Consider the following 22,151-nt stretch of genomic DNA (forward strand, 5'->3'; position numbering starts at 1 on the left):
TTAAAAAAAGCTCTTTTGATTTAATTTTTCCATTTTTACGCAAAAATTAAACTATAAAAATAATTCTATTAATCTTCTGTTAAGGTTCATATTGCTATTGTCTTGCTAACAGCATTTGTTTACTTGTTATATATATAACAAGTCGACCATTTTTCAAGCATTGAGTGGACGAATTGGAACGACCATTATCCCACTCTCAAAAAATCAAATAGGCAAGATTATGACAAATACACAATATGATTTAATCGCACAACGTATCTTCAAGTCAGAGAACCAACGTGTTGCTGTTGCTGCTGTGGTTTTTGATGGGTTATCAAGCTACGAAGCAGAGAAGCGTTATGAGTTACCAAAAGGCACATTATCTCGTAATGTTCGTAAATATAAAAACGAAGTACAATACATCGAATCTGTTTCTGCTGCTTAATTGATAATTATATTATTTATAACTGAACCAATATACTTAATGTATATATGAAATAAAATAATCATTTTCAGTTATAAGTTAAATAAAAGAGAATGTAGCTCTACATTCTCTTTTAAAAAACACTAAGCAATAATGACTAGTCACCACTCCTCAGATAAACACTGATTTTAAATAACCCTACCGCCGCTATTAATAATCCCAATAATGTTATTGATCCTACACTCGCTAATGTTTGCCAAGGGTGAGCATTAGTTAAGATATTAAACGCCAAATTACTGACGCGGTTTAACCAAGCCCCTATCGCCATTGAGTCAAACAGCATATAACTGATGAACTTAACGAGTGTTATCGCAACAAACAACACTAGCAATGGATGATCTGTTAACTGAGATGCACAAAAGATTACACAAGCAATAGGTAATAACGCTAAACTCATTGCCGCCATCATTGAGATAAATTGCCCCCAATGCATCACAATAGCCACTAAAGAAAGTGAATTCTCAACTAGCATATCCGCAGGCATAACCCACATCGCAACGATCCAGACGATAACATCAACAAACAATAACAATAATGATGAAAACAAGGGAATAATAACTAATGCAATGAACAATTTAATCGCAATGGCTTTCCTGTCGCTTACTGGCATTGAATGCCAAAAAGCCAAAGAGCCTTCTTTACGTTCTTTTGCGAGCGCTCTTGCTGAATAAGTAAAAAAACTCAATAAAGAAACAATACCAGCAATAAAAAAGGATATAGAGCCAACAACACCTGCAAATGATGATGCGATAATGGGTGGTTGCCAGCCATCAATATCACCCATCTGAATATTAAACGAGAAATTATTAATATTACTTAAAATCATTACTACTAATACCGTTGCAAATAACGCTAAAAACAACGGTAACCGTATAATAATTTTATGCTCTAATAATTCAGTTTTTACCAAGGTATAGCTTTGTTTCATTATGCCATCTCCTGCTGTTTCGCTAAAAATATATCAGCAAGACTGGGTTGACTAATATCACCTAACAATGCCAATTTAGCGTTTTCAACCCCCTCAAACAACAATCGGTATTGCCCAAGCTGACAGTTCACCGTTAATGGCTTTAATTGTTTTGCAGCAACAATATTCTCTTCATTAACGGATAATATCGTAAACTCTGTCTCCAATGAGGATAAAGAAGCTTGTAAAACCACTTGACCATTTTTAAGCACTAAAACATCTGTCAATAAATGGGCTATTTCATTGACTTCATGGCTCGCAATAATTAATGCCCGATCCCCCTCAGAAAACCATGCCATCAGAGTGCGATAAAATGTCGAACGATACATGAGATCAAGCCCCAGCGTCGGTTCATCTAATATAAGTACATTAACATTGGTAGACATCACCAGTGCCAAATGTAACTGCACTTTCATGCCTTTCGATAAGGTTTTTATTTTGCTATTAATATTGATCTTCGTTTGTGCTAAATATTGCTGCATTTTTTGCTGTTCAAAGCGAGGATGGACACCCATGGTATATGCCATTAATTGCTTTACTGTCATCCATTCTGGTAAAGACTCAGCATCAGAAATATAAGCAAGATGTTTAACTATTTTTTCACGACTTTTTTCAGGTGTTAGGTTAAAAATACTCAATGTACCAGTACAACTATGCATACCTAATAACGTTTTAATTAACGTTGATTTACCTGCACCATTATGACCAAGTAATCCAAGGACTTGGCCGCTCGATAAACTAAAGCTAATGTTTTCCAATGCTTTTTTATCATGATAAGACTTGGTAATGTGTTGAGCTTTAATAAAAGGTTCATCACAGTTTATATTACTCACATAGAATCCTTAATGACCAATGAATCGAAATAATGTTTAGTTATAACAGAAAAAATTATTTTATAAATTGATAGCTGACAAAATGGGATCTTAAAAATAAAACAACGTTTGATTATATGATACCGATAATCAGATGCTAATAATAAAATACACTATGCACAAAAATATGAGTTAATAATGAAAAGTAAGGCGAGAGTATACAAAGCTAATATAATTAACTCTGTATACCAAATAAGTGGTTAATATAAGAATGCAACTTACTATATTAAAATAAGAAGGCTGTAATCGAAATTACTCAATAAATATAGCATTAAAACATCGGCAGTATAAACATAATTATATTGCAATAATTAAACATACTTTATTAGTTTAATCATTGATTTATATCGCTATTCAACTTTATTAGATGGCTCTTCAATAACAAGATCATGTGGTGACACTTCATCCTTTTCCATCATAGCTAAAAGCTCAATCATACGAGAATGACGTGATTCTTGTTTAAACTCATGTAATACGGCAATCAGATTATTTATTTTTTGAAGGGGAATACGCTTAATTACTGCTTTTTGACGACCGGGAACTTCATCAGCAAAATCGATTAAAATTTGGCGATAGTCAACACGAGCTTCCTTTACTTCACCTGTCGCTTCTACACTTTTTAACATTGCACTGAGCGCTTTTTCTGCCGCCGCGAAACTGTCCATTAATAACCTCGGATAATAATACAAATTTGCCTTGTACATAAGAGTGACAAAGCATGCATTGATAAAATGAGCAATCTTAATAATAAAAATTAACATTGTTCTATATTTAGCTAAATGAAATTAGTAACCTCAGATGAATAAATGAGATTGGTGTTTTACCGACCAACATTCTTTAAAATGACTTATTCAGATTAAAGACTCTTTTATTATAATTGATCTTTTCATTTTCGTGTAACAGGGGACGCTACTTCTGTGAATATTACTCTGAGTTAGCTTTATTGTGAACACTAATTTAAAAAAATCGTCAATTTATTCACTTTAAATCGTATGTATGTTCTTTTTTGACGCTGTTTTTCGGGCAACATCACATCTAATTATTCTATGCCCTACCTTATATCCCTTAATAAAAGTGTAATAATCAACTATAGTTAGCATTAAATTATCATTCAATCGTAGGCAAATTGTGCGTCTTAATTCTCTTTTAGTTACCGTTATTGTCGGTAATATCATTTCTTTATCTAGCTTTGCTGCCAATGCATCAATTCATTCATCGGGTAACTTTACGTCAAATGGCCAATGTGAGGCTTATCAATCTTTTCGTAAACAAACTAATCCTGATAACACCCAACTAGTAAACAATAAACAATATGCAATAAAAGCCATTAATAAAAAAGATTTTGATTGGGTACAAATACTTATCCCTAATGCATCCCCAGCAATGCGTTGGGTCAGTAAATCATGTGGCACAACACAGTTTAATAGTGATGACCTCACTAAATCTTCTACATCGACTTCTACTTCTACTTCATTAAAAACATCATCAAAAAGTTGTGACACCCGCAATGACTTTGATTCATATGTATTAGCATTAACATGGCAACCTGGATTTTGTGAACATGTTAACTACAAAGGTAATAAACCTGAATGTACGGCAATTAATGACGGTAAATTAAACATCACTAATTTAACGCTACATGGATTATGGCCAAATAAAGCCAGTTGTGGCACAAAATATGGCTATTGTGACCGTTATGCTCGCTTAGATCTTTCAGCATCAACAATAAAAGACATTGCACCATGGATGCCCAATTTTTATTACCAAACAAAATTTGGCGAATATGAATGGAAAAAACACGGTGTTTGTCAAAACCTCGACGCTAATGACTATTTTTTAACAGCCACTAAACTGGTTGAAAAAGTAGATGCCTCTGCAATTGGTCAATTTATCAAAGCCAATATTGGTAATAATGTCTCAACAGCCAGTTTTAAGAAAAATCTTATCTCTCACTTTGGTGCAAATGCCGTTGACCGTATAAGCTTAGCTTGTAGCCAAGGTAAATACTTAAATGAAGTACGATTGAATATAGGAAAATCATTTAATGTTAACAATAACCTTCAAGAGCTACTTGAATCAGGTCCTAAAGGACGTCCCTTCTACGGTAATTGTCATAAGAAAATACATATTGAAGCCGCTGGAAAGTAACGATTCTCATATTTAGTTCTTACCATGTAATAAGAGAGCAATTGATTATATTGCTCTCTATCTCCTTTACTGCCTCATATTCTACATTCAATGCGTTAATTACGATGATTGTTGATATTAATCTAGCGCTAATATAATAACCGCCACTAATATTAAAAATATAAATACCCGTTTTTTACTCGTAAAATCTCAACATATGATAATGTACAACGTACAATAGCCTTTATACGCTCATCCTCACGCGCTTTTGTAACTTGCTGATTGTAAAGAATAAAAACACCCATCATCATTGGAAATGTAATTTGTTACATAGTAATAATTCTTTTTTTGTGATATAAATCACCTAGGATTTTTGATTTTTTGTGCTAACTTGCATCGCCTTAGATGGCAATGAAATCGGTTACATGTTTAATAATTGTAATAAATAATAACAATGTATATTACAAATTATGAGCAATAAAAAACCTATTATAGAAACCGATGACAAGAGCACTCACAAGTGATGAATGTTCCTCTTCACTAAGTAGCCCTTCAAGGTTGCATAGTTTTATTAACAGGAAAAAATATGACTTCTACGAATGGAAATATACTGGGTTCAATCAACGATACCTTAATGGCGATTATTGGTTCAATAAACGGCATTTTATGGGGACAACTTCTTGTTTATTTATTGGTAGGTGTGGGAATTTACTTTAGTGTTCGTCTTGGTTTTATCCAAATTCGCCAATTCCGCCATTCCATTGATGTATTAAAAAGCGGCCGTGAAATAGAAAACGGTATTAGCTCTTATCAAGTATTTTGTACATCAATGGCTGCACGTGTTGGTACCGGTAACATGGCCGGCGTTGCGGTTGCACTAACCATTGGTGGCCCAGGTGCTATTTTTTGGATGTGGCTGATTGCTATCTTTGGTATGGCGACGGCTTTTATTGAATCAACCTTGGCACAAGTTTACAAAGTAAAAGATGTTGACGGTCAATACCGTGGCGGACCTGCTTATTATATGGAGCAAGGTCTTGGCAAGCGCTGGATGGGTACTCTTTTTTCAATTTGCCTTATTATTGCTTTCGGCTTTGTTTTTAATGCCGTTCAAGCAAATACCATCACAGATGCACTACACCACTCTTTTGGTTGGGATGAAACGACACAAGGTATCGTTATTGTTATCTTTACTGCCTTCTTTATTATGGGTGGTTTACGCCGTGTTGCGACAGCATCAACAAAAATTGTTCCTATCATGGCGGTGGGTTATTTAGCGATTGCACTCGTTATTGTTGCAATGAACATTACTGAACTACCTGCCGTACTTGCTCTTATTGTAAAAAGTGCCTTTGGTTGGCATGAAGCGGTTGCTGGCGGTGTAGCATTTACAGCTTCACAAGCAATGCAAAGTGGTATTGCGCGTGGTTTATTTTCAAATGAAGCCGGTATGGGTTCAGCGGCTAACGTAGCGGCAAGTGCAACACCAAACCCTAACCACCCCGCTTCACAAGGCTTTGTGCAAATGCTCGGCGTATTTGTTGATACTATTGTCATCTGTACCGCATCAGCGGCAATGATCATGCTATCAGGCGTAATGAACTCACCGGATGCAGCTACTGGTATCGGTCTACTTCAACAAGCCCTAAGTAATCAATTAGGTGATTGGACAACCTATTTCATTGCCTCAGCTATCTTACTATTTTGTTTCTCATCAATTATTGCAAACTACACCTATGCAGAAACAAATATTATGTTCTTAAACGGCAATACAAAGAAAGGTTTACTCTTGTTCCGCCTTTGTGTCTTAGGCATGGTAATGTTTGGCGCTGTAGCTTCACTGCCTGTTGTTTGGAGTTTAGCTGACGTTTCTATGGGCTTAATGGCACTGGTTAATATTGTTGCTCTTATCTTCTTATCTGGGTTGGCGATTAAAGTTATCAAAGATTATGAAGAACAACTTAAAGCAGGTAAAACACCAGAATTTGATCGCTCTAAGTTTAAAGAACTAAAAGATATTGAAGGTGCATGGCACCCAGATACTATTGCAGAAGCACGTGAAGCCAATGGCAATACGTTTAATAAATAGAATAACTAGGTAGTATTTATCGATTGAAACCAGTCAGCAATGACTGGTTTTTTTTATCTTTATTTTGAGTATTAATTATATTCATCAAAAAATAGAAATAAAAAAAGGCTAAAGAAATATATTCTTTAGCCTTAGGCATATTTACACATTATAGATAACCATGTTGGCTTTTCCAGCTTTCACTCATTTGTGCTAGAACACACGCAGGAAGTGGACGATGGGCTTTTGCAGGCTGTGTCGCTATTTTTCGATAACCACTTGCTTGCAGTCTTAAATCAAAGGCCTTATCAATTGGCTTGCCAGATCGTGCTAAATCCCAACGGAAGGCACGCAGTGCTGTATATTCATGCTGTTCAATTTCACCACCATAAGGATACATTAACACTTTAGCATAGGCTTGCTTTGCCAATTCGAAGTTCACATTAATCATGAGTTCCTCCTTAGCTCCTATTTGGCTATCACTACTGCCAAGGGCTAAGTTTAACGTAAAACGTTACAGTGTCGCATGCAAGCCGTTTCTCAAAGATGTTGATATAAAATGGTATATATAACTAAATTATGTGACACTCATCTCAATATCGAACAGTTAACCACCACTTTCCGCGTTAAAAATATCCAACTAATATTAAATTCACTTGATGACATCACTTTCTAAAAATTGCCCTTTAAACCCGTTATAAGCTGCATTACTATGCTAGGTATAACCACTTCAAGGACAACATAATGCAACCAATACAAGTACAACCTAACCCACAACTTGCCGTTATTTTTAAAACATGGTCTACGGAGTGGGCTAAAGATGTTGAAGCAGGAAAAAAAGATACTGCAAATCAATTTCATACGGTATATAGCATTGCAGCTGATTTGTTTGCAAAAGGTGGTGAAATCGATGTTGCAGTTATTTCTGCATTATTTAACGACTGTAAACAAAAGACAGAAATGGCAGAGCAGCTAACTAATAAAATAAAAATCGCACTAAAAGATGATGATGAACGTGCACAACAATTAATCACACAAGTAAATACAGCAGCACAAGATGCCGCTTTCGCTATGAATTGTCTTGGTCAGTTATTACTAAAATAAACATAATATTATAAAAAAGGCAGCGTTTAATAAGAAACACTGCCTACTTTTTCATTAATACCATCAGCCATTTCATCAATAATGCATTCCTTGTATTGCGTTATTTATTATATATCTACGTCTAATTGTAGTTTTACTTTACCACTATATTTAGTCGTATCTACATGTTTCACTATTAACAAGCCGCCATAATGAAAATAACAACGTTAACGACTATGTTTAGCCGCTGGTTTTCCAATGCAGCAGACATCCCTGACTCAATTCGTATAACTGCTCCAATGTTAGTTAGCCTAGGCGTATTCTATAGTTTAGGTTTTACTAGTGCAGGGATCTCAGGCTTAATTACAGCATGGTTACTTGGGGTTCAAGCCCGTAACCTGCCCTATTTGAAGCGACTACAGATACTGTCTATTTCAATAATAGTCACTGTTGTTGCGACCTATTTGGCATTTTTAGTCTTTAGTGACATGTGGTTAAGTGCGATTACCTTATGCTCAATTGCTATTCTTTATGGCTTAATGTCTAACCAGCGCCCTCATATTCGTCTCTTTGGCTATAACTTTGGTTTTATCTACATTATGGCGATTCACTTTGCCTCAGTAGGTGATAGTTTAACTATTGTACTTATGGCGAATGTCTTTGCTGGTTTCTGTGTAATGCTATCATCATTAATGCTATGGCCTTTTTTTAAAGGACGTATTTTGCATCAGCACACAGTGACAGTGCACAATGCATTGGCTGATTGGCTTAATGAATTACGTTTATCTAATAATGAATCACAGCTAGCGGCAAGACGCCAATTCTTTTATCAAAGTGCCCACAATTTAGCGTATTACAGCAATTCTGTTTCATCATCTAAACGCGCCCTACAAATAAAAATAGAACTACAACGTTTATTAGAAATGTCTGAATATATTATTTGTTTAGAACAAGTACTCAGCTTTGATATTCATGCAACCACTCGCATTAAACTGTTTGAATGGATAGAAAAATCCGCTCAACAATTAAAAAACAAACAACAAATCACGGCAACCTTTGCAACAAATGAATATAACAATACAGTATATATTATTGATATAATAGAAAATTTCAAACGCTGTTATAACTTTGATACTTTCTCATCACCCGATAACAGTAAAAATATCTATTTATTCACTAATGACAGTGAAGCATTTATTAGTGATTTTCGTCTTGCTCTTAAATTTAATTCTAAAGAGTGGCGTCATGCTGGAAAAATTGCAGTCACATTAGCTGTCACCCAGTTTTTAACTGAATTTTATCATTTGCCGCAAGGTTATTGGATTTCATTAACGGCATTTATTGTATTACTAACATCATCAATGGCAGTCACTAACCATCGAATTTGGAACCGTTTTTCTGGTACCTCTTTAGGGGGGATTTATTGCTTTATCTGCTTATATTTTGTGCCACCACAATACCTTCTGTTACTAACCAGTATTTCCGTCTTCTTCTCTTTTACGTCATACCACAAAGAACGTTACGACATCCATGTGTTTTGGTTAACATCAATGATTGTGTTCGCGATTAGCTTGTTATCTCCAGATAATACTTATGTGTCTTTTTATCGTATTATCGATACATTATTTGGGGTAACTATTGCATTTTCAGTGAACTATTTTATTGCGCCAAGTTGGACCATGACATGGTTAGATCGTCATACTGCTAGCATGATAAAGTCCCAAATCTTATATGTTGCGGTGCTAAACAAACCGCAATGGGAACAAAAAATCAACTTATATCAAAGTCAACAACGTTATTATTCATTAAATGGCGAAGTGATGAATTTACTGAAAGAGCCTAACTTAAGTCCTCGTACATCGAAAGACTGGCTAAGCTTATTAGTACTAATTCAACGTTTAAATGATGCCTTATTATTAGCAACTAAATTGGGTATTCAATCAGATAAACCACAATCAACAACACGTTGGATTAATCAATTACAATGGATCAAACAGACATTTCCTGATCGTTGCAAACATGGTGAAATGCCACCATTTTATACAGAAACAAAAATAGCACCGATCCCTGACGATATGTTATGTGCCTTAATCGAAAAAGATATTCAACAACTTATTGCGTGGATGATATATCAACGAGCTTTTGTAGTATAGCAAACGTGATATTTAGTTATTAATAAAAAAAACCGCGCATCATTCAGATACGCGGTTTTATTTTTTTCGATGTATATCTTGACGTTATTTAATTCATTTGACGTACTGTCACTGAATTAATTTGTAATGGATCATGCTTTGGTGCATCAAGATTTAATGCTTTGACTGCTGCACGACCCGCAGGTGTAATGCCCCCTTCGTAAGAAGGTTCTGTCGCACCAGGGATCATATACGCTTTAGAGCCTGGCGACCAAGCATCAAAGAAACCACTTAAATCAGTTTGTGCTGCATAAGATGCACATACCATGAGTTGATCACCTTTACTTAAACCTGGTGTTGATTGACAAGCATTCGGTGTTGGTAATTGCATATTGTCTTCTAAACCACCACGCGTTAGACGGTGCATTAGTTTAAATAAATTCCAACCCTTCATGCCATCAACATCAGTAACGTAATAACTAGGTAACTTTCCAGTAATAGCTTTCGTAATATCGAATTCAGTTTCAGCCCACTCTTTTAATTGAGCAAACATCACTAATCGTTCACCGTTACCACCAGCCGCCCAAGCATAGTTTAATTTAGCAAAATCAGGTGCCATACGAATATCTTGTTCAACACGCGCCATTTTACCAAGATGTTTATCCTGCATATAAAGTGCAAGAATATTGTTAGTAACTTCAGTTGAACCTTCAACACTAAATGGTGCTTCAGCTGCGTTATGACCAACCTCGTGCCATAACAACCAACTGTTTAGCGGTGACATTTTTATATCACTACCTTTAGTATCAAAGCTGATATTCATAACCGGATAACCAGAGTGTGCCGCACCAATAGAGATAGCGACATCATTAACTACATGATGCTTATTATTTGGTAATGCCGCGTCCGTTACTTTACGATGATGCCCCGTACCTTCACCCTTCACTTCATCACGCGCATAAAAATCATTTAAATCTTCAGCAAAAACATCTAACTCTTGTGCGAATTGCTGTGGACTACCACCATAATTACTCGCTTGAAGATTTTTTGACGCAGCAGTATAAATAAAGCTATTCGATTCAATTTCACCAATCGGAGCTGCTGACTCTTGAGGGTTTACCCAAGCATTATCTTTATACCATGGTGCATCAACCGTTCCGTTTAAGCTAACACTAACCTTCCCTGTTTCATTGCCTGATACATAAATCAAACCACCGTATGGCGCGGTAAACGCTTTCGAACCACCAGCAGGTAATGTGAATGACTTAGAAACACGCGGTGGACGCTGTAAACCCAACTCATGCTTTTCACGTCCAGTTAGATCGTCAGCTAAAGCCACAGTAATTGTCACTGGGTTACTATTCCCTTGTACTGAAATAGTAAATGGCTGATGTGCCACAGCCCATTGCCCTGTTGATTGACGATTGCCCGCATACCATGCAACGGTATTACTCGATAAATCAACATCCACATTGGCTGACGATGAACCTTTAGCTTCACCCGGATATTGACGAATATCGGCTTTAATATCTAAATCAAAATATGAACGACCCAACATTAAACGCGTTAACGGTTTTTCCATATAATTAAGTGGATAGCTTGGGTTCATCCAACCTTGATATTCTGCATTTACGTCGCTATTCGCACCATAAACCATGTTGTTATCAACAAGGCTTTGACCTAACTCTGCACTACACGCCGTTTGGCTATCGGCTGTATCACCATAACAATTTAGGAATTCAGTAAAACGTTCAAAACCTAATTCATCATTATTAAGACCGGACTCATAACGGTAATCAAGATCATTCCACAGCCATACCGTCATATTTTGGTAAATACGATTGAGATCAACACTGTTTAGACGCTCACCTTGTTTTCCTTTAGTGCGGAAATACAATTCATGCTGATATAAACGTTCAATGTTTGTCCCAAGATCGGCCGCTTTTACCATCGCTTTAGCTGTCGCTTCATTGAGATCTAATTCTTGGTAACGCGGTGTATACATGCCACCATCAGTCGCAATACCTGTTCCAGGTCGATATTCTAAGCAGTTAACCTCATAGTGGTAATCGCTAAGCTGGCATTCTTGATAACCAAACTCATCCAATAGCTGCTGTTTTGCAATATTAATTTGTTCTGGCGTTTTATTAAATGTATCAATAAATGCAACAACAGTTTCGTTTTTGCCTTCATCGTTAGTAATGACTTTCTTCGCAACTTCTAATTTGGGTTTATCATCAGGTTTATTATTGGTAATGAAATCCCAAGTAACGATGCCATCTTTAATTGTATATGGTGGTTTTATCTCACCACTCGCTTCGTCTTTTGCTGACTCATAACGTTCAATAACCCAAAAACCATGTTCACGTTGTGCACGCACACGATCAGGATAACCATAACTAGGGCCACTAGTAACCACTGAATGGCCATTTAATGCTAAACCAGCGCCATCTAATAAACGAGCAAACTCATCTTTAGGTTGAGAAGTAATACTTTCCATAATAAGTATATTACCACCACGCTCAACATAGCTGAGTAAACCAGAGACATCTTGCTCTGTTAGTTTAGGCTTACTAATATCAGCAACAGTCGGAATAGTATAACCACTTGTAATAGTATTAAATTCATATCCATTAAGAATCACTAATGGCATTGTTTCCGGATCAATCGAACTAAAATCAGTCACTTGTTCAATATTTAACTTAAAGCGTTTATCTGCTTTAAATTCTGCGGAGCGACCAACCTTTTGCCCTGCTTGACGGAAATAAACATGTGATATATTGGTTCCAACAGTAATAGGATCCGCAGAATGACTATAACTCTCGCCTAATAAGTAACGGAACGTATTAGTAAAGAAGTTACCCATATCAGGGCTATCCATTGAATCAGCACCGCGCTGACTACACACACCATTCTTATCAACACTGCCGTTCCAACTATAGCTATCAGGGCAGACCAAAATGCTGTTATAGCGATTATGACCCACCATCATAACTTTACCGGTTCCTAACTCACCGATACTGATAAACGGTAAGTTAAACGTTGCAGTCTCTGCTCCAACCTTTTTAGGCTTAACTGTTGATGGTGCTTCGGTGATATACGCTAGGCTCTTTTCATCCCATGCTTTTTTATCACCAAACTTGATCCAATAGTTATTATCATTACGCGCCATTAAAATAGGAAAAGCGCGATTAGATATATTAATTGAGCTTTGACCTCGAGCACCACCAGAACTGCCATAAAACCATGTTGAATCAGTAAATACGTGGAATTTATTAACGGGTTTCCAGCCAGCTGTAATCGCCTCAGCCCCTGCACCCCAAAGCTTATTAATATCCGCTTGGATATTTTTATCGGTTACTGTTGCAGTACGCGAAAACGACAAGGGTGAGAAAGCCACATTTGCCTTACAAGTATCACCACAAATTGCGTTATCAATCCGCTGTGCTAAACCTGATTCAAATTGCTTATCAAACTCACCAGCAACAGCAACTTCTTGACCTGTACCATCAGGCAGTTTGACGGACTCAGACAACTCGATATTTAACGCTTCATTAATCACATTAGGGTATTGAGCAAATACGTTATGAACACGCTCGGTGATCTCAATATAATTCTTCGATGCAGAATAGCGCTGTAATAAACGAACAATATTACGCCCGGCATGCCCTTCAGCTAGATCTGTCACCGTAAATTGAGTTTTATTGGCTTTAAGTTCACCTAGCTCAAAGGTATCAATACCAAAAGCAACACTTTCACCCCAGCTAAAGCTAAATTTACCTTTAGTATCAGTTTTCCCACGCCCTGATGGGCTGTAATAATCAACACCGATAATAGGTTGACCATCAAGATCACGTAAAAAGCCTTCCGTTAAGATCAATTTGGTTGGCTGGTAACTTAAATTTTGCTCGGCATTAGCACTTACAAAACCACTGTTTAAATCATTACTCGTTCCTGGTGACACAACCGGTTGTGATTCAGGTTCATGGGTTGATGGTTTGCTGTCAGTTTCTGTACTTTCGTCAAGTTTATCGCTAATCAACGCATTAAATTCAGCGGGTGGCAGCAATATGTCATCAGTGTTATAGAAAATATTAAACCGTACTTGATCAATCTCTGACAATTTAAAATCAATCACTTTACCGCTTACAACAGCCATTTTATTCAATAATGCTTGTGTGTTAACAATTGCATTTTGACGTTGGGCATCATCAGCAAAAGCAGCAAAGCGATCTGATTGAGCGAGCGTCAGTAATTTGATTTTTTCTTTAGCGTTGGACTTAGTTGTTTGTAATTGAACATCACTAAAAGTCGCTAATTCGATGCTATCAAATGAACATACGATAACTTTATCATCCTCGATGATAAAATCTGTCGCGGGTAAGCCATTACAAAGCACACTCGTACCAAAATTCATATCACCATTAAGCGAGAAAATACCGAAGGCAGGGGGTATTTCAGGATCAACAACGGGAGGTAAAATCTCTGGTTTATCTGGATCAACAGGTGGAATAATTTCAGGTGTTTCAGGATCAACAACTGGTGGTGGTGGAATAGGATCACTTGAATCACTACCGCCATTACATCCCATCAAAAGAGCTGATGATATAGCCAACGCAATCAACTTTTTATTTGCCACAATACACGTCCAATAAGTTATTTTTATTATAAATATTAGCTGTATATATATATTGAGTTATCGCTATAAGCAATAGTCATATGAGGTAAATAAACAAATCTAAAAAAAAGTCCTTAATATTATAACCCGCTGAAAATAAACGTATTATATGGTTACCCTTTGTAACAAATGGATACAATATTTGTATTGCAATAGCTGTGAATTATTATGCCGTAATAAAAATCAAGGATACATACTCACCTTTTTTTCTTTACTATTAACCAATAAATAAAAATCATTATCCGATTCATCATATCGATTAAAGCTAAATAAGAAACATTGCTGGCAATCGAAAATGGGTTGCGAGTAATTAAGCGCTAGATTACTACCACCTTTGCGGTAATATTTACTATCAAGTGCAAGCCCAACAGCCACTAATGCTTGTTGACGATTATTAAACTCAGGCGCTTTACTTACATCCGTGAGATAATGACCATCATGATACTCAATCCGATACATTTTATTATCATCGGACATTAAAATATCACGCCATCCATTATGGGATTCATCTGCAACTAAAATCGGTTGGTAAATATTTATCCATTGCGCTAATTTTTGTTGGGTATGGCTAAACAAATATCCTTGACAGCCTTTTTTAGTACAATACTCTTCAGTTTGCATAAGAATAAAAACTTCATCACTGCCATCATTATTTAAATCAGCATACCCATAAAAATATGGAAACAACCCACCTTCAGTGGTCGGCAAAGATTGATCCGGTTTTAGTATATATTGACGTACAATTTCAGCGGCAAATGTTGCGCGTTCTTTATCATTATCTAAATACACTGAATCTTTAGTCTGCGTTAATAAATGATCATTATGAATTCGATCAGCGATCATTACGACACCAACAAACACAACCGAAAATAATACATACAACGCTCCATACTTAATCATCTCAACACCCTTATTAGTGACTTTCTTTTAGTGTACTAACTATGATGTATTTTTGTTGAATCTATTGTAATAAAAACAATTACGGTAAGGTAACTAACAATAATTACACTACCCATTCAAATTCTTTTTTCTTCCGCCTCTCGGCTCATCAATAACTCGTCGATGCCAAATAGAAAAATGTCGCAATCCTGCTGGACCATGAGCAATAAAGACAGAAAGTAATAATACTGAAATATAAATATTAGGTTGCTGCTGCGATACCAGCGTAATTGAAGCCAATAAAGCTAATTTAACAAAGGTTAGAACGCCTTTAAGCTGAATTAACCACAACTTTGAGCGATAAATTTCTAGTGCCATCATTAAGACACCACTGAACATGGCTAATAACCACCAATTGAGCCATAGTGCTTTATCAAGATGAAAAATAAAACCGCCACTCGATATGGCAACACCTAATATATGTAATGCGCGAATAGCTGTTTTACTTAAACGTTGAATCCAAAAACGAGTTTCAGATAGCTGATGTTGGGCGTGCTTTTGCGGCGATGGTTTAGTCATAATGACATCACTAGTAAGTAGAAAAACTCCACTAGCATAACGTATTTCTTTAAATGGCTAAACCTTATGATTTAAACGCTATAAATTCACTGATCACGCCATCTCTGACTCGATAACATCCCATTCCGGCAGCATATGCCGCTTGGCAACCTAATTCCGTATCTTCAAATACCACACATTGTGCAGGGGGTACTCCAAGTAAACGAGCCGCTTCAATGAAGGTATCTGGTAATGGTTTATGGTGCTTAACATCATTTGCAGTTACAACGGCGTCAAGTAAGGGCAAAATAGCCAATGATGTTAGTATTTCTAAAGCATGATGCCGATAACATCCAGTACCCACCGCAATACGTTTATTCGCTGCTTTTTGTTGCTGCAATACAGAAAATGTAGCAGGAATAATATCGCCCTTATGCTTGATCTCATCAAAATGGCGTAATTTACTCACCACAAGTAACTGTGGATCTGCATCAATGTTATATTTTTTTAATAATGCTATCGCGGTATTAATCGTTGGTGATCCTCCCATTGAATAAAACCAATCGCATTCAAATGGCAATCCAAAATCATGACATGTTTGTTGCCATGCTTTAATATGAGCCGGCATTGAATTAACCAACGTACCGTCCATATCAAAAATAATCCCTTGGTATGCTGATAAATCCATTTGATACTCCTGATATTTACAATTAAAAAGGTACTGTATTACTACATACAGCCGCTAGCGCTAATGCACTCGATTTATACCCTTTATTACTAAATATATTACTATTGATACTTAAGCTCTTACTCTCTAACCATTGTTGATTACTAGAACCATTACCATAAGGAATTCTATATACTGAAAAATAACGATCATTTGCACTAAAAATCAAATTAGCTGATATATGGGTTGTATTATGCAAACGGTTGGAATAATAACTAAACGTTCCCTGACAATCTTTAACAATATAAGACCCATTAATACTACGTACCGCAATATAAGGTTGACGCGTCCCTTCATAATAACGTTGTTGCCATAATCCCGTAGTATTCATTATCATTATTTTATCGGCATTATTCATTGCATCCACATATTCGACTGTAGTGGGTTGCGTTGCGATAACATTTTTCACTTGAGTAGTAATAGGAACAGAGGTTGAAACAAAAGATTGCCGTTGTTGATGCTGCGTTTGATAATACCAAACGCCACCAGCCACCGTTATAATAATCGCTAAAATAATAAAAATTATAATAAAACGATATTTTTTATTCGCCTTTTTAGATAAAGAATTATTATTTCCATCTTCTTCTATTTGATGACGTAATAAAACCAGTTGCTTATTAAGTTGATTATTCGTCACTTGTAATAAGATCAATGTTTGCTGTGTGCTTTTTTCGCCAGCAGAGAATGCATGTTCAACATTTTGCTTATGCTGTTCAAGTAAAGCTTGTAGTTTTTCTTTTTCTTTAACGAGTTCTATTATTTTATTTTTAAAATTTTGACTGTTCTTATCTTCTTGTTTAAATATAATATCAGAGCATAATTTATTGCCACAACCTTTAATTACTTGTTGATAAGCCATATTCAACATTTGCATTAATGCTTGAGACCCACCTTTATCGGGGTGTAACCTAACCGATAATTGTCGATATTTTTTCTTTATTTCTGCTATCGAGCAACTATCATCAGTGCCAAGTAATTCATGAAATGTTGTCATTAATCAAATCATCAAAAGAAGTATACTTTGATTATAAACAACTCCGCTATAACCTGTAAATGATCATCGCTTGCTATGATTCTTTATCATTATTTGACCGAAATTTTCCTGGTGAGCAACCGATATGTTTTTTAAATACTCGAGAAAAATAAGATACATCGTTAAAGCCCGCAGAAGTAGCAACTGATGCGATTTTTTCATGATCAGAACTTAATAACCCACAGGCTAAATCTAGTCGCTTTTGAATAATATACTGTTTTAATGTGACCCCCATCGTAGTATGAAATAACCGAGAAAAATAAGTGGCTGAAAAATCGCATGCTTTCGCTAATTCTTCTTCTCGTAATGGCGCACTAATATCATTATCAATAATAGATAGTGCAGGTAATATTGAACGTTCACGTTGAGATATATCATCATCTATCGTCATATCTTCTTTATGGGTATGCAACCGACTTAAACAACTATCAATTTTTTGTCTATTTGCACTGGCAACTAAAATATCTTCTGCTCCTGCACGCAGTGCAACAACGGCCAATTCAGAATCTAAATCATGATAAACAATCACAATTTTAACAATAGGATAATGTTGTTTAATAATCCTCAATAATTTAAATCCATTTGATTGTGAATTTTCAATTTCAATAAAAATCAATTCATACCCTGTCATTGTTAATAATAATTCATACGGTGATACATCTAAAACATTATGATATTTAACAAGATTATTTTTAACGCTAGTATACTTTTCTTTATAGCAGCAATTAACCCAAATCATATTACCTCCTAACATCAAATTGAACATTTTCATTTATTCGATATTACATATTTAGATATAAAACTTATCTATACTTTCAAAAAACAAGATAATTAAATGCTATTAATAAAGTAATTTAATATTGTGCCATCAGTTGTTCTAAATATTAGATTTCATCGTTTTTTCTCAACAACACAATAAAATACATCTATAATATTGATTAATACTAAAGTCTTATCATTGACACCTTTTTTATATAAAGATGAACTATTAATGCTTTCATTGTGATGCACCTCAAATAACAATAACAAACGGTTATCTAATTTTTATCAATATAGTCAATAATATGGACAGTTTTTATAATTCGATTGAAAAATAAATGGCTTCTTTTTTCACGACAACGCAAGCACTCTCTTTCTGCTCTTTTTTTGCCTATGGCTTACTATCACTAACCAATGTTACTCATGCAGCCGAGCAAGATCCGCCTTATGTTGTTGCAGCTTATTACCCTGATTGGAAAGTCTATACACCTAACCATCCCTATTCTGCTGGAATGATTCCTGCGGAGAAATTAACGCATCTGATCTATGCGTTTCTAGCTATATGCGGACCTGTAGATTCATCTCCAAATAACATCAAAAAAATCATCAAAGCTCAATGTAAAGATAAACCTATTGGCACCGCCATTATTCTCGATGACTATGCAGCATTACAAATAAAGCTTACAGGTGAAACGGCAACTAACGTCAGTTACAAAGGCAATTTTGGTCAATTGAAATTATTATCTGACAAATACCCTCATTTAAGTATTCTACCCAGTTTTGGTGGATGGACACTTTCAGAACCTTTTCATACAGTTGCTGTTAATCCTGCTTATCGACAAACGTTTGTAAACTCGGCAATAGATTTAATTACAAAATATGATTTTTTTGATGGTGTTCAAATTGATTGGGAATATCCAGGTGGTCATGGCCTATCCGGAAAAGGTAAAAATCAAATGGCCCAAGAACGACAAGCTTACAGTCTTTTAATTGCAGAGCTACGCGTTAAATTAAACCATTTAGGAATGAAAAATAACCGTAAATACCAACTTACAGCTGCCATCAATGCCAGTGAAAAAACCTTACCTGGTATTGACTGGCCTAATGTTACAAACAATTTAGATCAACTTTATGTCATGAGCTTTGATTTTTTAGGTAACTGGGATAATGTCGTTGGGCACCATAGTAATTTATACAGCACACCCAACACCCCAAATAACAATTCTGTTGATAATCTAGTTAAAACGCTTATCAATAAGAAAGTTGATAAACATAAAATAATCATTGGCAGTCCTTTTTATGGCCGAGGATGGCAAGGTGTCGAACCAATATCACTGAGTAAACTTGAAAAACTAAAGAGTCAAGGCGGATTAGGTAAAGGCTCTGATATTAAAGATCCTGGATATTTTACTTATAGTGATATCAGTAAATATTTCATGAACAACCCCAAATTAGGTTACCACTATTTCTATGACGAACACGCAGAAGCCGCTGTACTCTATAATCAAAAAAATAAAGAATATATTAGTTTTGAAGACAAACGTTCACTCAAAGCAAAAGCCGATTATGTAAAAAAACACGGCCTTGGTGGCGTATTTGGATGGGAGATCACCTCCGATACTAATAATGAATTAATCTCAGTGCTGGATAACACCTTAAATCCTTAACGACGGTGTATGATTAATCACCATTAGGAATAATACTATAGTAAAAGTGGCTAACTAAATGTGACTTATTTTTATACGGAATATTCCTTTTATTATCAACTGACGCTTATTTTATTTAGCCAGTGCTTTTTTTTTTATTTTTTTGCTGACAATCACATTTTTATCCCCTAACATTGCAAACGAAATGAGTTCCGATGAAGGTAGCAGGAGAGCGGCCATAGACGAATGCCATAACGGCATAACACGTCGGCCCGCCGAAGAAGTAAGCGAAAAACGATATGATCCCATCATATTTTGATTCGTAAATCTTTCAGGCACCACGTTGCAGTAATGCAATAGGTATGGACTGTTATTGGAGGAGCCTCTGGAGAGACTCGTTAAATCGAGCGCCGAAGGAGCAAACCGTAGCATATTACGGTGAAACTCTCAGGCAAAAGGACAGAGGAGATAAGAGCAGCAACAAGAAGCCATTCTGTAACTAACACTTACCTGTTGTTCTATATCTCTTCCTTTGTACGTTGAAGGAGGAATAATGAATCCACTACATGACACAATTTTTAATTTTCTACGCACATTAGACAGCTTAGTTTGGGGACCACCCTTATTAATTTTATTAGTAGGTACTGGTTTATATCTTACGATTCGACTTGGTTTTATCCAGATCCGCTATTTACCGCTCGCATTGCAATATGTGTTTGGTGGTAAAAAAGATCCAGATAGCTCCGGTGAAGGTGATGTATCAAGCTTCGCGGCATTGTGTACTGCTTTATCTGCCACAATAGGTACAGGTAATATTGTTGGTGTTGCAACCGCAATCAAATTAGGTGGCCCCGGCGCGCTATTTTGGATGTGGCTTGCTGCTTTGTTTGGCATGGCAACAAAATATGCAGAATGCTTATTAGCCGTGAAATACCGTGAAATTGATGCCAATGGTCAAATTCTGGGTGGTCCAATGTACTACCTTGAAAAAGGCGTTGGTAGTAAATGGCTTGCTAAACTGTTTGCTATTTTTGCCGTCGGTGTTGCTTGTTTTGGTATAGGTACATTTCCACAAGCGAATGCGATTGTGGAAGCTGCACATATTTCACTGAATGCACCTAAAGAAATTACCGTTGTTATATTAACGCTTTTAGTTGCGACAGTAACATTAGGTGGTATTCAATCGATATCAAAAGTAGCAAGTACGGTTGTACCACTGATGGCTGGCTTTTATATTATGGCCTGCTTAATTGTTTTAGGTACTAATTTTCATGCCCTACCCGCTGCAATTGAAACCGTTATTCACTCAGCTTTTACTGGGCATGCGGCTACGGGTGGTTTTGTAGGTGCCGGAATGATGTTAGCTATTCAATCGGGTATTGCGCGAGGCGTATTCTCTAACGAATCAGGATTAGGCAGTGCGCCAATTGCTGCTGCGGCTGCGCAAACAAATTCATGTGTACGCCAAGGCTTAGTTTCAATGACGGGAACGTTCTTTGATACTATCATCATTTGTACAATGACGGGTTTAACCCTTGTGGTTACTGGTGCATGGACAGGTGATTTTGCTGGCGCAACAATGACAACACATGCCTTTGCTGCTGGTTTGAATTCTGCTTATTATGGCCCATTAATGGTATCCATTGGCTTAATGTTCTTTGCCTTTACTACTATTTTGGGTTGGAACTACTACGGTGAACGCTGTATTACTTATTTATTTGGCGTAAAAGCGATTATGCCTTACAAAGTAGTGTTCTTAGTGCTTATCGCCAGTGGCGCATTCATGCAGTTAGATATGATTTGGGTTATTGCTGATATTGTTAATGGTTTAATGGCGATTCCAAACCTGATTGGTTTAGTGGTATTACGCCATGTTGTTATTGATGAAACTCAACAATACTTTGCAAACCTAAAATCACAGCGTGAAAATAGCGATCCAATCTCAGTAAGCTAATTTATTCGCCTGCAATAAAAAGCCTCAGTTCATCACTTCAAACGTGATACTGAGGCTTTTTTGTTTCTTGTTAATATTAGTACTTATTAAACGGATTCTCGCTTGCCATGAGCGATTCATATTTTATCTTACCCTCTTATCAACCTTTCTTACTTATCCTTCTGTATCGTATTCTCTGGCTCTTCAGTAGCAACACTAAAGTGAC

The 22,151-nt window shown here is 36.2% G+C and carries 17 protein-coding genes and 1 riboswitch; of the genes, 7 read left to right on the top strand and 10 right to left on the bottom strand.

From position 1 onward, the window contains the following. Positions 1-220 precede the first annotated feature (220 nt). Positions 221-424 (top strand): hypothetical protein, encoded by a 204-nt coding sequence (locus tag C9J51_RS09180; RefSeq protein ID WP_036795050.1) that lies wholly within the window; start codon positions 221-223, stop codon positions 422-424. 136 nt (positions 425-560) lie between these two features. Here C9J51_RS09180 and C9J51_RS09185 read toward each other — a convergent pair whose 3' ends face one another. From C9J51_RS09185 to C9J51_RS09195, 3 genes are all read right to left on the bottom strand, one after another. Further along, the gene (locus C9J51_RS09185; protein ID WP_045040260.1) at positions 561-1,391 is read right to left on the bottom strand and encodes a hypothetical protein; all 831 of its coding nucleotides are present in this window, start codon (positions 1,389-1,391) and stop codon (positions 561-563) included. Beyond that, complete coding sequence (locus tag C9J51_RS09190; protein ID WP_082301501.1) at positions 1,391-2,263, bottom strand: ABC transporter ATP-binding protein; 873 nt, start codon at positions 2,261-2,263, stop codon at positions 1,391-1,393. The genes C9J51_RS09185 and C9J51_RS09190 overlap by 1 nt, the downstream gene beginning before the upstream one ends. A 389-nt stretch (positions 2,264-2,652) precedes the next feature. Beyond that, complete coding sequence (locus C9J51_RS09195; RefSeq protein WP_045036127.1) at positions 2,653-2,967, bottom strand: hypothetical protein; 315 nt, start codon at positions 2,965-2,967, stop codon at positions 2,653-2,655. 463 nt (positions 2,968-3,430) lie between these two features. Here C9J51_RS09195 and C9J51_RS09200 point away from each other — a divergent pair, with 463 nt between their 5' ends. Together C9J51_RS09200 and C9J51_RS09205 are read left to right on the top strand one after the other, a co-directional pair. Beyond that, on the top strand, positions 3,431-4,450 hold the full coding sequence (locus C9J51_RS09200) for a ribonuclease T2 family protein (RefSeq protein WP_045040259.1): 1,020 nt from the start codon (positions 3,431-3,433) through the stop codon (positions 4,448-4,450). A gap of 565 nt (positions 4,451-5,015) precedes the next feature. Further along, on the top strand, positions 5,016-6,518 hold the full coding sequence (locus C9J51_RS09205) for an alanine/glycine:cation symporter family protein (RefSeq protein ID WP_045036129.1): 1,503 nt from the start codon (positions 5,016-5,018) through the stop codon (positions 6,516-6,518). Between the two features lie 148 nt (positions 6,519-6,666). On the opposite strand, the gene C9J51_RS09210 is transcribed toward C9J51_RS09205, so the two are convergent. Next, positions 6,667-6,948 (bottom strand): hypothetical protein, encoded by a 282-nt coding sequence (locus C9J51_RS09210; protein WP_045036130.1) that lies wholly within the window; start codon positions 6,946-6,948, stop codon positions 6,667-6,669. Positions 6,949-7,241: 293 nt separating this feature from the next. Between C9J51_RS09210 and C9J51_RS09215 the strand changes: the two genes are divergently transcribed. Both C9J51_RS09215 and C9J51_RS09220 read left to right on the top strand, forming a co-directional pair. Next, positions 7,242-7,601 carry a hypothetical protein gene (locus C9J51_RS09215; protein ID WP_045040258.1) on the top strand — a complete coding sequence of 120 codons (360 nt, stop codon included), beginning with the start codon at positions 7,242-7,244 and terminating at the stop codon, positions 7,599-7,601. 191 nt (positions 7,602-7,792) lie between these two features. Continuing rightward, positions 7,793-9,733, top strand: coding sequence for an FUSC family protein (locus C9J51_RS09220; protein ID WP_107274982.1), 1,941 nt, complete (start codon positions 7,793-7,795; stop codon positions 9,731-9,733). Between the two features lie 88 nt (positions 9,734-9,821). Here the strand turns inward: C9J51_RS09220 and C9J51_RS09225 are convergent, their stop codons facing one another. From C9J51_RS09225 to C9J51_RS09250, 6 genes are all read right to left on the bottom strand, one after another. Continuing rightward, on the bottom strand, positions 9,822-14,303 hold the full coding sequence (locus tag C9J51_RS09225) for an SslE/AcfD family lipoprotein zinc metalloprotease (protein ID WP_045040274.1): 4,482 nt from the start codon (positions 14,301-14,303) through the stop codon (positions 9,822-9,824). Between the two features lie 270 nt (positions 14,304-14,573). Continuing rightward, positions 14,574-15,290: a hypothetical protein gene (locus C9J51_RS09230; RefSeq protein WP_052668108.1), complete on the bottom strand. Its 717-nt coding sequence runs from the start codon at positions 15,288-15,290 to the stop codon at positions 14,574-14,576. A gap of 108 nt (positions 15,291-15,398) precedes the next feature. Beyond that, a complete protein-coding gene (locus C9J51_RS09235; protein WP_107237105.1) occupies positions 15,399-15,848 on the bottom strand; it encodes a hypothetical protein in 450 nt (149 codons plus the stop codon). A gap of 64 nt (positions 15,849-15,912) precedes the next feature. Beyond that, complete coding sequence (locus tag C9J51_RS09240; RefSeq protein ID WP_045036134.1) at positions 15,913-16,515, bottom strand: HAD family hydrolase; 603 nt, start codon at positions 16,513-16,515, stop codon at positions 15,913-15,915. A 22-nt stretch (positions 16,516-16,537) separates the two neighbouring features. Next, a complete protein-coding gene (locus C9J51_RS09245) occupies positions 16,538-17,548 on the bottom strand; it encodes a J domain-containing protein (RefSeq protein WP_052668106.1) in 1,011 nt (336 codons plus the stop codon). A gap of 73 nt (positions 17,549-17,621) precedes the next feature. Further along, complete coding sequence (locus C9J51_RS09250; RefSeq protein WP_045036136.1) at positions 17,622-18,326, bottom strand: helix-turn-helix domain-containing protein; 705 nt, start codon at positions 18,324-18,326, stop codon at positions 17,622-17,624. A 358-nt stretch (positions 18,327-18,684) separates the two neighbouring features. Between C9J51_RS09250 and C9J51_RS09255 the strand changes: the two genes are divergently transcribed. Then, the gene (locus tag C9J51_RS09255) at positions 18,685-20,013 is read left to right on the top strand and encodes a glycoside hydrolase family 18 protein (RefSeq protein ID WP_045040257.1); all 1,329 of its coding nucleotides are present in this window, start codon (positions 18,685-18,687) and stop codon (positions 20,011-20,013) included. A gap of 354 nt (positions 20,014-20,367) precedes the next feature. Further along, positions 20,368-20,465, top strand: a riboswitch (glycine riboswitch). Between the two features lie 80 nt (positions 20,466-20,545). Continuing rightward, on the top strand, positions 20,546-21,946 hold the full coding sequence (locus C9J51_RS09260; protein ID WP_045036138.1) for an alanine/glycine:cation symporter family protein: 1,401 nt from the start codon (positions 20,546-20,548) through the stop codon (positions 21,944-21,946). Positions 21,947-22,151: the final 205 nt, after the last annotated feature.

It is taken from the genome of Photobacterium iliopiscarium (assembly GCF_003026395.1).
GTDB lineage: Bacteria > Pseudomonadota > Gammaproteobacteria > Enterobacterales > Vibrionaceae > Photobacterium > Photobacterium iliopiscarium.

Excerpts from the sequence above, each read along its gene's own strand:
- C9J51_RS09195 (WP_045036127.1), bottom strand. The coding sequence starts at position 2,967 with ATGGACAGTTTCGCGGCGGCAGAAAAAGCGCTCAGTGCAATGTTAAAA.
- C9J51_RS09260 (WP_045036138.1), top strand. The coding sequence starts at position 20,546 with ATGAATCCACTACATGACACAATTTTTAATTTTCTACGCACATTAGAC.
- C9J51_RS09180 (WP_036795050.1), top strand. The coding sequence starts at position 221 with ATGACAAATACACAATATGATTTAATCGCACAACGTATCTTCAAGTCA.
- C9J51_RS09220 (WP_107274982.1), top strand. The coding sequence starts at position 7,793 with ATGAAAATAACAACGTTAACGACTATGTTTAGCCGCTGGTTTTCCAAT.
- C9J51_RS09205 (WP_045036129.1), top strand. The coding sequence starts at position 5,016 with ATGACTTCTACGAATGGAAATATACTGGGTTCAATCAACGATACCTTA.
- C9J51_RS09215 (WP_045040258.1), top strand. The coding sequence starts at position 7,242 with ATGCAACCAATACAAGTACAACCTAACCCACAACTTGCCGTTATTTTT.
- C9J51_RS09185 (WP_045040260.1), bottom strand. The coding sequence starts at position 1,391 with ATGAAACAAAGCTATACCTTGGTAAAAACTGAATTATTAGAGCATAAA.
- C9J51_RS09240 (WP_045036134.1), bottom strand. The coding sequence starts at position 16,515 with ATGGATTTATCAGCATACCAAGGGATTATTTTTGATATGGACGGTACG.
- C9J51_RS09245 (WP_052668106.1), bottom strand. The coding sequence starts at position 17,548 with ATGACAACATTTCATGAATTACTTGGCACTGATGATAGTTGCTCGATA.
- C9J51_RS09230 (WP_052668108.1), bottom strand. The coding sequence starts at position 15,290 with ATGATTAAGTATGGAGCGTTGTATGTATTATTTTCGGTTGTGTTTGTT.
- C9J51_RS09235 (WP_107237105.1), bottom strand. The coding sequence starts at position 15,848 with ATGACTAAACCATCGCCGCAAAAGCACGCCCAACATCAGCTATCTGAA.
- C9J51_RS09225 (WP_045040274.1), bottom strand. The coding sequence starts at position 14,303 with ATGGGATGTAATGGCGGTAGTGATTCAAGTGATCCTATTCCACCACCA.
- C9J51_RS09210 (WP_045036130.1), bottom strand. The coding sequence starts at position 6,948 with ATGATTAATGTGAACTTCGAATTGGCAAAGCAAGCCTATGCTAAAGTG.
- C9J51_RS09250 (WP_045036136.1), bottom strand. The coding sequence starts at position 18,326 with ATGATTTGGGTTAATTGCTGCTATAAAGAAAAGTATACTAGCGTTAAA.
- C9J51_RS09255 (WP_045040257.1), top strand. The coding sequence starts at position 18,685 with ATGGCTTCTTTTTTCACGACAACGCAAGCACTCTCTTTCTGCTCTTTT.